This is a genomic window from Streptacidiphilus jeojiensis (assembly GCF_042510965.1).
In the GTDB taxonomy this organism is placed as follows: Bacteria; Actinomycetota; Actinomycetes; order Streptomycetales; family Streptomycetaceae; genus Streptacidiphilus; species Streptacidiphilus jeojiensis.
This window is the reverse complement of record NZ_JBEUKS010000005.1, coordinates 511,792-525,850: the sequence shown is the minus strand read 5'-3', so window position 1 is coordinate 525,850 and position 14,059 is coordinate 511,792. Positions and strand designations below refer to the sequence as shown.

The following is a 14,059-nucleotide window of genomic DNA, read 5'->3' as shown; positions in this document are numbered from 1 at the left end:
CGGTGCGCCGGATCTTCTGGATGGCCGTGGGCGCGGGTGCGACCGTGTGGACCGTCAACAAGGCCAACCGCCTGGCCCGCAGCATCACCCCCGGCAGCCTCGCCGACACCGCGGCCCAGGGCGCGGTGGAGCTCGGCGGGGCCGTACGCTCCTTCGCGGGCGAGGTCCGCGCCGGAATGCTCCAGCGCGAACTGGAGCTCAACCGGCAGCTGGGCCTGGACGGCAGCGTGCTGGCGCTGCCGGGCCCGCAGGGCGGGCCGGTGCTGCGCGGTACCGCGAGCAGTGCAAAACCGTTCGAGATTTCCCCTGCTGGAACGTCTACTTCTACTGACATCACCCCGTACGACCGGAATGAGGACAACTAATGGAGTCGGCTGAGATCCGCCGCCGCTGGCTGCGATTCTTCGAGGAGCGCGGCCACACCGTCGTGCCCTCGGCGTCGCTGATCGCAGACGACCCGACGCTGCTGCTCGTCCCGGCCGGCATGGTGCCGTTCAAGCCCTACTTCCTCGGCGAGGTCAAGCCGCCCTTCGCCACCGCCACCAGCGTGCAGAAGTGCGTCCGCACCCCGGACATCGAGGAGGTCGGCAAGACCACCCGGCACGGCACCTTCTTCCAGATGTGCGGCAACTTCTCCTTCGGCGACTACTTCAAGGAGGGGGCGATCCGCTACGCGTGGGAGCTGCTGACCTCCTCGCAGGAGGCCGGCGGCTACGGGCTGGACCCGGAGCGGCTGTGGATCACCGTCTACCTGGACGACGACGAGGCCGAGAGCATCTGGCGGGAGAAGATCGGCGTACCGGCCGAGCGGATCCAGCGGTTGGGCAAGAAGGACAACTTCTGGTCCATGGGCGTCCCCGGCCCCTGCGGCCCCTGCTCGGAGATCAACTACGACCGCGGCCCGGAGTTCGGCGCCGAGGGCGGCCCGGCCGTCAACGACGAGCGCTACGTGGAGATCTGGAACCTGGTCTTCATGCAGTACGAGCGCGGCGCCGGCGACGGCAAGGAGGACTTCCCGATCCTGGGCGACCTCCCCGCCAAGAACATCGACACCGGCCTCGGCCTGGAACGCCTCGCGATGATCCTGCAGGGCGTGCAGAACATGTACGAGACGGACACCCTGCGCGTCGTCATGGACACCGCCACCGAGCTGACCGGTGTCCGCTACGGCACCGCGCACAACACCGACGTCTCGCTGCGCGTGGTCGCCGACCACATGCGCACCTCGGTGATGCTGATCGGCGACGGGGTGACCCCCGGCAACGAGGGCCGCGGCTACGTGCTGCGCCGGATCATGCGCCGCGCCATCCGCAACATGCGGCTGATGGGCGCCACCGAGCCGGTGGTCGCCCGGCTGGTCGACACCGTGATCAGCACCATGGGCCTGCAGTACCCGGAGCTGGAGACCGACCGCAAGCGGATCGAGACGGTCGCGCTGGCCGAGGAGGCCGCCTTCCTGAAGACCCTGCGCGCGGGCACCAACATCCTGGACACCGCCGTCGGCGAGACCAAGGCCGCCGGCAGCGCGGTGCTGCCCGGGGACAAGGCCTTCCAGCTGCACGACACCTACGGCTTCCCGATCGACCTCACCCTGGAGATGGCCGCCGAGCAGGGCGTCACCGTCGACGAGGACGGCTTCCGCCGCCTGATGAAGGAGCAGCGGGACCGGGCCAAGGCCGACGCCAAGGCCAAGAAGATGGGCCACGCCGACGTCTCGGCCTACCGCGAGGTCGCCGACCGCGCCGGGGCCACCGACTTCCTCGGCTACACCAGCAACGAGACCGAGGCGACCGTGGTGGGCCTGCTGGTCGACGGCGTCCCGGCCCCCGCCGCCCAGGAGGGCGACGAGGTCGAGGTGGTGCTGGACCGCACCCCCTTCTACGCCGAGGGCGGCGGCCAGCTCGCCGACCAGGGCCGGCTGCGACTGGACTCCGGCGCCGTGGTCGAGGTCCGCGACGTGCAGCAGCCGGTGCCCGGCGTGTACGTCCACAAGGGCAGCGTGATGGTGGGCGAGGTGGTGCTCGGCTCCGCCGCGCACGCCGTGATCGACGTGGCCCGGCGCCGGGCCATCGCCCGCGCCCACAGCGCCACCCACCTGACCCACCAGGCGCTGCGCGACGCGCTCGGCCCCACCGCGGCCCAGGCCGGTTCGGAGAACTCGCCCGGCCGCTTCCGCTTCGACTTCGGCTCTCCCAACGCGGTGCCCGGCACGGTGCTGTCGGACGTGGAGCAGAAGATCAACGAGGTGCTGGCCCGGGAGCTGGACGTCACCGCCGAGATCATGGGCATCGACGAGGCCCGCAAGCAGGGCGCCATCGCCGAGTTCGGCGAGAAGTACGGCGAGCGGGTCCGGGTGGTCACCATCGGCGACTTCTCCAAGGAGCTGTGCGGCGGCACCCATGTCGGCAACACCGCCCAGCTGGGCCTGGTGAAGCTGCTCGGCGAGTCCTCCATCGGCTCCGGGGTGCGCCGGGTCGAGGCGCTGGTCGGCGTGGACGCCTACCGCTTCCTGGCCCGCGAGCACACCGTGGTCTCCCAGCTCACCGAGCTGGTCAAGGGCCGCCCGGACGAGCTGCCGGAGAAGATCGCCGGCATGCTGGGCAAGCTCAAGGAGGCCGAGAAGGAGATCGAGCGCTTCCGCGCGGAGAAGGTGCTGCAGGCCGCGGCCGGACTCGCCGACGGGGCCGAGGACGTCAACGGCCTGGCGCTGGTCGCTGCCCGGGTTCCTGACGGGACGACAGCCGACGACCTTCGCAAGCTCGTTCTGGATGTGCGCGCACGCGTGACCGGCGGCCGTCCGGCCGTGGTCGCGGCGTTCAGCGTGGTCGGCGGCCGTCCGCTGACGGTGATCGCCACCAACGAGGCCGCCCGCGAGCGCGGGGTCAAGGCCGGTGCGCTGGTCCGCGTCGCCGCCAAGACCCTCGGCGGCGGCGGTGGCGGCAAGGACGACGTCGCCCAGGGCGGCGGCACCGACCCGGCCGCCGTCGACCAGGCCATCGCCGCGGTGCGCCGCGAGGTCCAGGGCGCATGACCGACGGTGCGTTCCGGCGGGGACGGCGGATCGGCGTGGACGTGGGGGACGCCCGGATCGGGGTCGCTTCGAGCGACCCCGACGGGATGCTCGCCACCCCGGTCGAGACCGTCCCCGCCGGCCCCGGCTCGCAGGCCCGGCTGGTGGCCCTCGCCGAGGAGTACCAGGCCGTCGAGGTGGTGCTGGGGCTGCCGCGCTCGCTGAACGGCGGCGAGGGCCCGGCCGCCGCCAAGGTCCGCCGCTACGCGGGGGAGCTGGCGGCGCGGCTCGCCCCGGCCGGGGTGCCGGTGCGGCTGGTGGACGAGCGGATGTCCACCGTCACCGCCGCGCAGGGGCTGCGGGCCTCGGGGGTGAAGTCGAAAAAGGGACGCTCCGTGATCGACCAGGCCGCCGCTGTGGTGATCCTGCAGAGCGCGCTGGAGGGGGAGAAGACGAGCGGAAGGCCGCCGGGACAGCTGGTCGAACCGGACGAAACCGCTGCTCCGAGTGAGGGATGACGGTCATATGAACGGCGTGGGGGACGTTCTGCGCGCGATTCGTGAGCGGATGATGGCTAACGCTGCGGCACCGGCTCCTGAGCGCCTAGGGTAACGTTCCGCTTCACGGCGCGCTTTGGCACGCCGGTTCGATCGTCGGCGGGGAGGTCCCGTCCGACCGGAGAGGATGCCGGTCGCCACGTCGTCCAAGGGGAAGCATGACCGACCAGGGCCGGGGCTACGGCACCGCACCGTGGGGCCACGGGGACCCGAATCAGGGCAGCCCCTATGCCGGATCTGTGGGCTACCCGCAGCAGCCGACGAACGGCTGGGGCGACCCGCAGGCACAGGACCCGTACGGCACCGGGCAGTACCCCGTGCAGCAGCCGGGCTACCCGCAGCAGCCCGGCTACCCCCAGCCGCAGCAGCCCGGGTATCCGCAGCAGCCCGGCTACCAGCAGCCGGGTTACCCGCAGCAGCCCCAGCAGGTCCGGCCGCAGCAGCCCTACCGCCAGCCGCCCCGGCCGCAGCCGGTCCAGCCCGCCGCCCCGGTGCTGGGCCCGGACGGCATCGACTGGGAGGCCGAGGCCGCGGCCCTGGACGCCGAGGAGCTGGCGCCGCCGGTCGAGGAGCTGCAGGCCGAGGACGAGGAACTGGTCGAGGAGTACCAGGACGAGCACGTCGAGGGCTACGACGACGAGGACGACTACCAGCCCTTCCTCGCCGAGGAGGACGACAGCCGGCACGGCGAGCGCAAGCGCAAGCAGGCCGGCCGCACCCAGCGCAAGCGCAGCGGGGTGGCCTGCCTGGGCATGTCGCTGCTGCTGGTCGCCAGCATCGGGGCCGGCGGCTACTACGGCTACGGCTTCTACAAGTCCCACTTCGGGCCGCCCGCCGACTACGTGGGCGGCGGCACCGGCGCGGTGACGATCACCATCCCCAGCGGCGCCGACGGCTGGGCCATGGCCAACGTCCTGAAGGCTGACGGCGTGGTAGCCAGCGGCCAGGCGTTCGTGAATGCCTACAACAAGAACGTCAAGGCGAGCAGCATCCAGCCTGGTTCATACACGCTCAAACAGCAGATGTCCGGCGCTGATGCTGTCGCCTTGTTGATCGCAGACAACGGCGGTGATGTGATGACCGTCACCGAGGGCATGCGTGCCAGCGCGATCTACACCAAGATCGACGCCAAGCTCGGCCTGCCGGCCGGGACCACGGCGAAGGCAGCCAAGGACAACATCTCGGGACTTGGTCTGCCGTCCTACGCGAACGGTGACATCGAAGGTTTCCTCTGGCCGACCCGCTACTCGGTCAGCAAGGGCATGAAACCGGCCGACCTGCTGAAGCAGATGGTCGCCAATGCTGTCGCCCAGTACCAGGCCCTTGACCTGGACACGAAGGCTCCGGGGGTCAAGCTGAAGAACGGCTACCAGGTCCTCATCGAGGCGAGCATCCTCCAGGCCGAGGGTAAGACGGCCGACTTCAGCAAGATCGCCCGGGTGCTCAGCAACCGCATCAACGAGACCGACGGTGAGACCCACGGCCAGCTGCAGCTGGACACCACGCTGCAGTACGCGCTGAACTCCACCAAGTTCACCAACGCCCAGAAGAACGGCGACCAGGCCGGCGGCTACAACACCTACCTGGTGAAGGGACTGCCCCCGGGCCCGATCAGCAACCCGGGTATGGACGCCATCAACGCGGTGCTCAACCCGGCGCCGGGCAACTGGCTCTACTTCATCGCGATGACCCCGACCAACACCCAGTTCGCCGACACCTTCACGGACTTCAAGGTGCTGGTGAAGCAGTACTGCACGGCCCACAACCAGGGCTTCGACGCCGTCGCCGGGCAGTGCGACTGATGCGGACCGCCACCCGGGCCGCGGTGCTGGGCTCGCCGATCGCGCACTCGCTCTCCCCGGTGCTGCACAACGCCGCCTACGCGGCGCTGGGGCTGACCGACCGTCACTACGGCCGCTTCGAGGTGGACGAGGCCGGGCTGCCCGGCTTCCTGGCCGCGCTCGACGTCGAGGGCGAGGGCTGGGCCGGGCTGTCGCTGACCATGCCGCTGAAGCGGGTGGTGATACCCCTGCTGGACGAGATCAGCGAAACGGCGCTGGCGGTGGACGCGGTGAACACCGTGGTGTTCACCGCGGACGGACGCCGCACCGGCGACAACACCGACGTCCCCGGTCTGGTCGCGGCGCTGCGCGAGCGCGGGGTGACCTCGGTGGAGTCCGCCTCGGTGCTGGGCGCCGGCGCCACCGCCTCGTCCACGCTGGCCGCGCTGGGGCGGATCTGCACCGGCGAGGTCACCGCCTACGTCCGGGGTCCCGAGCGGGCCGCGCAGATGCTGGCGCTGGGGGAGCGGCTGCAGGTGAAGGTGCGGACCGCGGCGTGGGAGCGCGCGGCGGAGGCGTTCGGCGCGCCGCTGACGGTCTCCACGACGCCGGTCGGGGCGACCGACCACCTGGCCGCGGCGGTGCCGCAGGCGCCGGGCGTGCTGTTCGACGTGCTTTACCACCCCTGGCCCACGGCGCTGGCCGCCGCCTGGTCGCAGCGCGGGGGCAGTGTGCTGGGCGGGCTGGACCTGCTGGTGCACCAGGCGGTGCTGCAGTGCGAGATGTTCACCGGCATCACCCCCGCTCCGCTGGCCGCGATGCGGGCCGCGGGCGAGGCGGCCCTCGGTGGTCTCTGAGGGATCTCGGGTGCGGCGTCTGCCTGGTTTGTCGCGCAGTTCCCTGCACCCCTAGGGGTCTGCAACTGGCTCAGTTGCACTTGCTCAGGGGCGCGGGGAACTGCGCGAACAACCATGCACGGCCCGCAGCCAGGATCTGGACGGATTCTGAGCTCCGGAGGGTCTCGTGGGAGGATCGGAGACGACGCACGTCCGGATCTTTGAGGAGCACCGTTGGGTACCTTGCGCTGGCTGACGGCGGGGGAGTCGCACGGCCCCGCACTCGTGGCGACGCTGGAGGGCCTGCCCGCCGGTGTCCCGGTCACCTCCGAGGTGATCGTGGACGCGCTGGCACGCCGTCGGCTCGGCTACGGACGCGGTGCCCGGATGAAGTTCGAGCAGGACCAGGTCACCTTCCTCGGCGGCGTCCGGCACGGGCTGACCATGGGCAGCCCGGTCGCGATCATGGTCGGCAACACCGAGTGGCCCAAGTGGGAGCAGGTGATGTCGGCCGACCCGGTCGACCCGGAGATCCTGGCCGGCCTGGCCCGCAACGAGGCGCTGACCCGCCCCCGCCCCGGCCACGCCGACCTGGTCGGGATGCAGAAGTACCACCTGGACGAGGCCCGACCGGTGCTGGAGCGCGCCAGCGCCCGGGAGACCGCCGCCCGCGTCGCGCTGGGCGCGGTCGCCCGCGCCTACCTCAAGGAGGTCTGCGGCATCGAGCTGGTCTCCCATGTGGTGGAGCTGGGCGCGGCCAAGGCCCCGGCCGGCGTGGTCCCGGTCCCGGCCGACGAGGCCCGGCTGGACGAGGACCCGGTGCGCTGCCTGGACGCCGACGCCGCGAAGCGGATGGTCGCCGAGATCGACCAGGCCCACAAGGACGGCGACACCCTCGGCGGGGTCGTCGAGGTGCTGGCCTACGGCCTGCCGCCGGGCCTGGGCTCGCACGTGCACTGGGACCGCAGGCTGGACGCCAGGCTGGCCGGCGCGCTGATGGGCATCCAGGCCATCAAGGGCGTCGAGGTCGGCGACGGCTTCGAACTGGCCCGCGTCCCGGGCTCGCAGGCCCACGACGAGATCGTGCCTGGTCCGGACGGGGTGCGCCGGGCCTCCGACCGCTCCGGCGGCACCGAGGGCGGCATGTCCACCGGTGAGGTGCTGCGGGTGCGCGCCGCGATGAAGCCCATCGCGACCGTGCCGCGTGCGCTGGCCACCATCGACGTGCGCACCGGCGAGGTCGCCCGGGCGCACCACCAGCGCTCCGACGTGTGCGCCGTGCCCGCCGCCGGGATCGTCGCCGAGGCGATGGTCGCGCTGGTGCTGGCGGACGCCGTGGACGAGAAGTTCGGCGGCGACAGCGTCAGCGAGACCCGCCGCAATGTCCAGGGGTACCTCGACAACCTGATCGTCCGATGAGCGGCCCGACGGTCGCCCCGGTGGTGGTGCTCGTCGGACCGCCGGGATCGGGCAAGTCCACCGTGGGTGCCGCGGTGGCCGCACGGCTGGGCGTCGGCCTGCGGGACACCGACGCCGACGTGGTGGCCGCCGCCGGTCAGCCGATCGCCGACCTCTTCGTGGACCACGGCGAGGCGCACTTCCGCGAGCTGGAGGCGGAGGCCGTGCGCACCGCGCTGGCCGAGCACGACGGCGTGCTGGCGCTGGGCGGTGGCGCGATCATGCGCGAGCGGACCCGGGAACTGCTGTCGGGCCACGCCGTGGTCTTCCTGGACGTGTCCCTGCACGACGCGGTCAAGCGGGTCGGCCTGGACGCCCCGCGCCCGCTGCTGATCGGCAACCCGCGGGCCCGCTGGCGCGAGCTCATGGAGCAGCGCCGCCCCCTGTACACCGAGGTCGCCCGCGCCGTGGTGGCCACCGACGGTCTGACGCCCGACCAGGTGGCCGACGCCGTCCTCAACGCGCTTCAGCTGGAGAAGGCATGACGGAGTCTCAGGAAGTCACTCGGATTCGGGTCGGCGGCAACGCCGGCAGTGCCCCCTACGACGTGCTGGTGGGCCGTCAGCTGCTGGGCGAGCTGGGCGGGTTGATCGGTTCCGCGGCCCAGCGCGTGGCCGTGGTGCACCCCGAGGCGCTGTCCGCCACCGGCGAGGCGATCCGGGACGACCTGGCCGCGCAGGGGTACGAGGCCATCGCGCTGCAGGTGCCCAACGCCGAGGAGGCCAAGAGCGCCGAGGTGGCTGCGTACTGCTGGTCGGTGCTGGCGCAGACCGGTTTCACCCGCACCGACGCGATCGTGGCGGTGGGCGGCGGGTCCACCACCGACCTGGCCGGCTTCGTCGCCGCCTCCTGGCTGCGCGGGATCCGCTGGATCGCCATGCCGACCACCCTGCTGGGCATGGTCGACGCGGCGGTCGGCGGCAAGACCGGCATCAACATCGCCGAGGGCAAGAACCTGGTCGGCGCCTTCCACCCGCCCGCCGGGGTGCTCGCGGACCTGGCCACCCTGGAGACGCTGCCGCGCAACGACTACATCAGCGGCCTGGCCGAGGTCATCAAGACCGGCTTCATCGCCGACCCGGTGATCCTGGACCTGGTGGAGTCCGACCCGCAGGCCGCGACCACCCCCGAGGGCCCGCACACCGCCGAGCTGATCGAGCGCTCCATCAAGGTCAAGGCCGAGGTGGTCTCCGGCGACCTCAAGGAGGCCGGCCGCCGGGAGATCCTCAACTACGGCCACACCCTGGCCCACGCCATCGAGCGCAACGAGCGCTACAAGTGGCGGCACGGCGCCGCGGTCAGCGTCGGCATGGTCTACGCCGCCGAACTCGGCCGCCTGGCCGGACGGCTGGACGACGCCACGGCCGACCGGCACCGCGCCGTCCTGGCCTCGGTCGGCCTGCCGCTGACCTACCAGGCGGACGCCTGGCCCAAGCTGCTGGAGACCATGAAGCTGGACAAGAAGTCCCGCGCGGACATGCTGCGCTTCATCGTCCTGGACGGCCTGGGCAAGCCCACCGTGCTGGAGGCCCCGGACCCGACCCTGCTGGTCGCCGCCTACGCCGAGGTGGCCAAATGACCCAGCGGGTCCTGGTCCTCAACGGCCCCAACCTGGGCCGGCTGGGCAGCCGTGAGCCCGACGTCTACGGCTCCACCTCCTACGCCGGCCTGGTCGAGCGCTGCACCGCGCTGGGCAAGGAGCTGGGCCTGGACGTCGAGGTCCGGGAGACCAACGACGAGGGCGAGATGATCCGCTGGCTGCACGAGGCCGCCGACGGGAAGCTCCCGGTGGTGATCAACCCCGGTGCGTTCACCCACTACTCCTACGGAATGCGGGACGCCGCCTCGCAGCGCACCGCCCCGCTGATCGAGGTGCACATCTCCAACCCGCACGCCCGCGAGGAGTTCCGGCACACCTCGGTCATCTCCGCGGTCGCCTCCGGCACCATCGCCGGCTTCGGCATCGGCTCCTACGAGCTGGCCCTGCGCTCACTGGCCGGAACACTCGGGTAGGTACGAAACCCGGGGCCGTTCCCGCTCGTTGGCATGACACCGGGTCAGGCCGGAAAGACGCAGCTGTGGGGGCGGCTGCGGCGCGGTATCGTCGCAGCCGTCGGACGGGAGTGACGCAGGAGGTGGAGCGGTGAGCGACGGGCACTACCAGGGCAGCCTGCCCGAGCCCACGCCGGGACCGCCGCGGGCGACGCTGCAGTTGCGCGCCGTGCCGGAGTCGGCCGCCGGGCAGTCGTCCACCGGACACTTCGTCATGCCGGTGGGACTGCCCCCGGGGACGGCGCCCGCGCACCCGCATGCGCGGGGGCCGGTGGCGGTGCTGCTGATCGGTCCGGCCGGGGCCGGCAAGACCTCGGTGGCCCGGCAGTGGGCCGAGAGCCGCACCACGCCGACCGCGCACATCAGTCTGGACGACGTCCGCGAGTGGGTCCGCTCCGGCTTCGCCAATCCCCAGTCCGGCTGGAACGACCAGTCCGAGGCCCAGTACCGGCTGGCCCGCCGGACCTGCGGCTTCGCCGCCCGCAACTACCTCGCCAACGGCATCTCCTGCATCATCGACGACGCCGTCTTCCCGGACCGCCCCGCGATCGGCCTGGGCGGCTGGAAGCGGCACGTCGGCCCCGACCTGGTGCCGGTGGTGCTGCTCCCCGGGCTCGACGTGGTGCTCGCCCGCAATGCGCAGCGCAGCGGGGTGCGGCGGCTGGACGACGAGGAGGTCGCCCGGATCCACGGCCGGATGGCCGGCTGGTACGGGTCCGGGCTGCCCATCATCGACAACTCCAGGCTGGACGTCCCGGGGACCGTGGCGGCGCTGGAACAGGTACTGACCAGAGCGATGCATCGGTAGTCGTTTTCGGCTGCGGCGTGTGCCTGGCTTGTCGCGCAGTTCCCCGCGCCCCTAGGGGTCTGCAACTGGCTCAGTTGCACTTGCTAGGGGCGCGGGGAACTGCGCGAACGGCAACCAGGCACACGCCGCACCTGGACCAACCCGCCGAGCGCCCCCGCGCCCCCGTGCCTACGCTCAGGGCATGGCCGAAGTGCACGCGGAACGCCGCGACCGGATGCGGGAGCGGTCCAGCGCCGCAGGGCTCGACGCGGCGCTGGTCACCAGACCCGCCAACGTCCGCTGGCTCACCGGATCCGACTCCGTGGCCGCGCTGCTGCTCACCCGTGACGGCGCCGAAGCGGCTGCCGCCGGTCCCACCGGCCCCCCGGAGTCCGACGGCGGCTGCACCGTGCTGCCCGTGCCCGCCGGCACCGACCCGGCCGTGCTGCTGGCCGCCCGCTGCCGGGCCCGCACCCTCGGCGTCGAGGAGCACGACCTCACCGTGGCCCGGCACCGGGCCGTCGCCGCCGCGGCGCCGGGCATGGAGCAGCTCCGGGACCTGGGCCGCGCGGTGGAGCAACTGCGCACGGTCAAGGACGAGGAGGAGATCTCCTGCCTGCGCATCGCCGGGGAGATCGCCGACCAGGCGCTGGGCGAGCTGCTGGAGTCGATCCTGGTCGGCCGCACCGAACGGCATCTGGCGATGGAGCTGGAGCGCCGCATGATCGACCACGGCGCCGACTCCGCGGCCTTCCCGACCCGGGTCGGCTCCGGCGACCACTCCGGACGCGCCGACCACAGCTCCGGGGACCGCAGGGTCGAGGACGGCGACTTCCTCACCGTCGCGCTGGGCGCCTGCTACCGCGGCTACCGCACCGCCGCCACCCGTACCTTCGTGGTCGGCCTCAGCCCCGCCGACTGGCAGTCGGACCTGCACCGGCAGGTCTTCGCCGCCCAGCGCGCCGCTCGCGAGGCGCTGACCGTCGGCGGCGGGTACGACGAGGCGGACCGTGCCGCCCGCCGGGTGCTCGGTGCCGCCGGGCAGCCGGCCCCCGACGAGGCCGAACCGGCTGCCCGCGAGGGCGTCGGAGCAGGGGTGGGGCTGGAGATCGGGGAGGAGCCGCGTCTCGGACCTCTGGAGTTGGGTAAGCTTGACAACCGTGTGCCGGTAACCGTCGGCGTCGGGGTCTGCATCCCGGGTCGCGGCGGGGTCCGGATCGAGGACACGCTCGTGGTCCGTCCGTCCGAGGACGGCGGTCCCGAGCTGCTCACCATCACGACCAAGGAGCTCCTCGCCCTGTGACCCGCCCGGGTCCGCGGACACCGCCGCTTGGTTCTGATGCTTGACATACCGCGATATCTCAGGAGTTAGTGCGACCGTGGCTTCCACCAACGACCTCAAGAACGGCATGGTGCTCAAGCTCGACAACGACCAGCTGTGGTCCGTCGTCGAGTTCCAGCACGTCAAGCCCGGCAAGGGCCCGGCCTTCGTGCGCACCAAGCTGAAGCACGTGCTGTCCGGCAAGGTGGTCGACAAGACCTTCAACGCCGGCGTGAAGGTCGAGACGGCCAGCGTCGACAAGCGCGGGATGCAGTTCTCGTACAAGGACGGCGAGGACTTCGTGTTCATGGACATGGACACCTACGACCAGATCCAGATCAGCCCGGCCGTCCTCGGCGACAACGCCCACTACCTGCTCGAGGGCAACGAGGCCACCGTCGCGATGTACGAGGGCGCCCCCCTCTACGTCGAGCTGCCCGCCTCGGTCGAGCTGGTCATCGAGTACACCGAGCCCGGCGTCCAGGGCGACCGCTCCACCGGCGGCACCAAGCCCGCGCGCCTGGAGACCGGCCACGAGATCGGCGTCCCGCTCTTCATCACCACCGGTGAGAAGATCAAGGTCGACACCCGCACCGGCGACTACCTCGGCCGGGTGAACTCCTAACCGTGTCCACCGCACGCAACAAGGCCCGCACGCGAGCCTTCCAGATCCTCTTCGAGGCGGACCACCGGGGTGTCACCCCGCAGTCCGTGCTCGCGGACTGGGTGCGCCGGGCGCGCACCCCGGACGAGGGAACGCCGCAGGTCAGCGAGTACACGATGGAGCTGGTCGAGGGCTACAGCCAGCACGCCGCCCGGATCGACGACCTGCTCGCCACCTACGCGGTGGGCTGGACGCTGGACCGGATGCCCATCGTGGACCGCAATGTGCTGCGCCTGGGCGCGTACGAGCTGATCTGGGAGGACGGCGTCCCGGACGCGGTCGTCCTGGACGAGTCGGTCGAGATCGCCAAGGAGTTCTCCACCGACGAGTCCCCGGCGTTCGTCAACGGACTGCTGGCCCGACTGCTGGAGCTCAAGCCGTCGCTGCGCGCCTCGCGCGACTGACGGAGCGTTCGGAGCGATCCGCCGCAGGCCCGGCACCACCCCGGACGGGGACGGTGCCGGGCCTTCCGTCGTTCACCGTGCGTCACCGATGGTGACAGTTCTGTGACACAGGGTGCGCATGGGGCGCCGGTGGTCGGGGAGGACGCAGGTAGCGGCCGTCGGGGCCGCACCCGCCGAGCCCTTCCGCCCCCGAGGAGTTCCCATGGCCGCCAGGCACGCACGCACCCGCCGCCCGTCCACCGCGCGGACCGCGGCACCCGCACCCTGCCGGCGAGGCGCCCGCGCCGTCGCCCGCCCCGGGACCCGGAGCCGTGCGGCCCGGCCGCCGGCGCCCACCCTGCTCGGCGTGGTCACCTGCCGCGAGGACTTCGAGGCGCTGCGCCGGGACGGAGGCACCGAGTACACCGGCTACACCGAGTACCTCGCGGACATCGAGGAACTGCTGGGACGGCTGACCGGGTCCGGCGGCGTGGTCAGGGGCCGGGCCTTCCACCCCGGTGACCTGGTCGACTTCTGCCACCGCGAGGGCCTCTCGCTCGCGGACCCGGAGAGCCACACCGCCTACACGGCCGACCCGGAGGCCGAGGACGAGTGGGTGCTCTACGAGGGCGAGCCGCTGGCGGAGTTCACCGCCCGGCTGGCGCGGGCCCGCGAGCGGGGCCTGGTGCACCGTCGGCTGGCCAGGATGCTGGCCGAGACCGCGGAGGCGGCGGCGACCGGCGGGGAGTTCCCGGAGGAGCCGCTGCGCGCCGCCTACACCGAGGGCGCCGACGCGCTGCGCCGGGTCCTGGTCGGCGCCGGCCAGGGCCGGTTCCGGCTGGTCTGCTCGCTGCGGTCGCCGGAGGGGCCGGTGGAGGCCTGGGCCGACCTGCTGCTGGAGGCGGGCGACGACGGCGGCAGCGTGCTGCGGATCGAGGAGGCCGACCTGGACCTGCTCTGCTCGCTGCTGTGCACCGGCTTCGCGCTGGGCATGCCCGGCGGGGTGGTGCTGTCCGGGATGTGCCGTACCCGCGGCTCGGTGGCCTGGGGCTGGGAGCTGGACGACGGTGGCTTCGTGCCGCGCAACGCCGCCGATGTGCTGCTGGACCTGTCGGTACCGGCGGTGTCCTGGATCGCGGTCTGCCTGCCGGGAACCGAGTCCGTCCCGGGCTTCGCGCTCGGGGAGATCAGCCTGGGCTGACGCCGGATC

Annotated in this window: 14 protein-coding genes; all 14 read left to right on the top strand. The window is 72.2% G+C overall.

Annotated features, from left to right (window positions below; genetic code table 11):
- The first annotated feature begins 2 nt into the window (after positions 1-2).
- The 14 genes from ABUW04_RS17370 (at position 3) to ABUW04_RS17305 (ending at position 14,050) form a co-directional block, all read left to right on the top strand.
- A complete protein-coding gene (locus tag ABUW04_RS17370; RefSeq protein ID WP_380565612.1) occupies positions 3-365 on the top strand; it encodes a DUF6167 family protein in 363 nt (120 codons plus the stop codon).
- Positions 365-3,031 carry an alanine--tRNA ligase gene (gene alaS, locus ABUW04_RS17365; RefSeq protein WP_030248763.1) on the top strand — a complete coding sequence of 889 codons (2,667 nt, stop codon included), beginning with the start codon at positions 365-367 and terminating at the stop codon, positions 3,029-3,031. The genes ABUW04_RS17370 and alaS overlap by 1 nt, the downstream gene beginning before the upstream one ends.
- Positions 3,028-3,528 carry a Holliday junction resolvase RuvX gene (ruvX, locus tag ABUW04_RS17360; protein ID WP_030248764.1) on the top strand — a complete coding sequence of 167 codons (501 nt, stop codon included), beginning with the start codon at positions 3,028-3,030 and terminating at the stop codon, positions 3,526-3,528. Before alaS ends, ruvX begins: the two co-directional genes overlap by 4 nt.
- A gap of 197 nt (positions 3,529-3,725) precedes the next feature.
- Positions 3,726-5,369 (top strand): endolytic transglycosylase MltG, encoded by a 1,644-nt coding sequence (gene mltG, locus ABUW04_RS17355; protein ID WP_380565611.1) that lies wholly within the window; start codon positions 3,726-3,728, stop codon positions 5,367-5,369.
- Complete coding sequence (locus tag ABUW04_RS17350; protein ID WP_380565610.1) at positions 5,369-6,205, top strand: shikimate dehydrogenase; 837 nt, start codon at positions 5,369-5,371, stop codon at positions 6,203-6,205. The genes mltG and ABUW04_RS17350 overlap by 1 nt, the downstream gene beginning before the upstream one ends.
- A gap of 213 nt (positions 6,206-6,418) precedes the next feature.
- Positions 6,419-7,603, top strand: coding sequence for a chorismate synthase (gene aroC, locus ABUW04_RS17345; RefSeq protein ID WP_037594093.1), 1,185 nt, complete (start codon positions 6,419-6,421; stop codon positions 7,601-7,603).
- Positions 7,600-8,127, top strand: coding sequence for a shikimate kinase (locus tag ABUW04_RS17340; protein ID WP_030248772.1), 528 nt, complete (start codon positions 7,600-7,602; stop codon positions 8,125-8,127). Before aroC ends, ABUW04_RS17340 begins: the two co-directional genes overlap by 4 nt.
- Positions 8,124-9,221 carry a 3-dehydroquinate synthase gene (gene aroB / locus ABUW04_RS17335; protein WP_380565609.1) on the top strand — a complete coding sequence of 366 codons (1,098 nt, stop codon included), beginning with the start codon at positions 8,124-8,126 and terminating at the stop codon, positions 9,219-9,221. The genes ABUW04_RS17340 and aroB overlap by 4 nt, the downstream gene beginning before the upstream one ends.
- Entirely contained in the window at positions 9,218-9,655 is a 438-nt protein-coding gene (gene aroQ, locus ABUW04_RS17330) for a type II 3-dehydroquinate dehydratase (protein WP_380565608.1), read from the top strand. The genes aroB and aroQ overlap by 4 nt, the downstream gene beginning before the upstream one ends.
- Before the next feature lie 130 nt (positions 9,656-9,785).
- Complete coding sequence (locus tag ABUW04_RS17325; RefSeq protein ID WP_051724789.1) at positions 9,786-10,502, top strand: AAA family ATPase; 717 nt, start codon at positions 9,786-9,788, stop codon at positions 10,500-10,502.
- A 181-nt stretch (positions 10,503-10,683) separates the two neighbouring features.
- A complete protein-coding gene (locus ABUW04_RS17320; protein WP_380565607.1) occupies positions 10,684-11,784 on the top strand; it encodes a M24 family metallopeptidase in 1,101 nt (366 codons plus the stop codon).
- A gap of 76 nt (positions 11,785-11,860) precedes the next feature.
- The gene (efp, locus tag ABUW04_RS17315) at positions 11,861-12,427 is read left to right on the top strand and encodes an elongation factor P (RefSeq protein WP_030248780.1); all 567 of its coding nucleotides are present in this window, start codon (positions 11,861-11,863) and stop codon (positions 12,425-12,427) included.
- A 2-nt stretch (positions 12,428-12,429) separates the two neighbouring features.
- A complete protein-coding gene (gene nusB, locus ABUW04_RS17310) occupies positions 12,430-12,870 on the top strand; it encodes a transcription antitermination factor NusB (protein ID WP_030248781.1) in 441 nt (146 codons plus the stop codon).
- A gap of 202 nt (positions 12,871-13,072) precedes the next feature.
- Positions 13,073-14,050, top strand: a complete 978-nt coding sequence (locus ABUW04_RS17305) for a hypothetical protein (protein ID WP_380565606.1) — start codon at positions 13,073-13,075, stop codon at positions 14,048-14,050.
- Positions 14,051-14,059: the final 9 nt, after the last annotated feature.

Bases quoted from the DNA above. Each gene is read 5' to 3' on its own strand.
- mltG (WP_380565611.1), top strand. From the start codon at position 3,726: ATGACCGACCAGGGCCGGGGCTACGGCACCGCACCGTGGGGCCACGGG.
- ABUW04_RS17340 (WP_030248772.1), top strand. From the start codon at position 7,600: ATGAGCGGCCCGACGGTCGCCCCGGTGGTGGTGCTCGTCGGACCGCCG.
- aroQ (WP_380565608.1), top strand. From the start codon at position 9,218: ATGACCCAGCGGGTCCTGGTCCTCAACGGCCCCAACCTGGGCCGGCTG.
- ABUW04_RS17305 (WP_380565606.1), top strand. From the start codon at position 13,073: ATGGCCGCCAGGCACGCACGCACCCGCCGCCCGTCCACCGCGCGGACC.
- aroB (WP_380565609.1), top strand. From the start codon at position 8,124: ATGACGGAGTCTCAGGAAGTCACTCGGATTCGGGTCGGCGGCAACGCC.
- ABUW04_RS17350 (WP_380565610.1), top strand. From the start codon at position 5,369: ATGCGGACCGCCACCCGGGCCGCGGTGCTGGGCTCGCCGATCGCGCAC.
- alaS (WP_030248763.1), top strand. From the start codon at position 365: ATGGAGTCGGCTGAGATCCGCCGCCGCTGGCTGCGATTCTTCGAGGAG.
- ABUW04_RS17320 (WP_380565607.1), top strand. From the start codon at position 10,684: ATGGCCGAAGTGCACGCGGAACGCCGCGACCGGATGCGGGAGCGGTCC.
- ruvX (WP_030248764.1), top strand. From the start codon at position 3,028: ATGACCGACGGTGCGTTCCGGCGGGGACGGCGGATCGGCGTGGACGTG.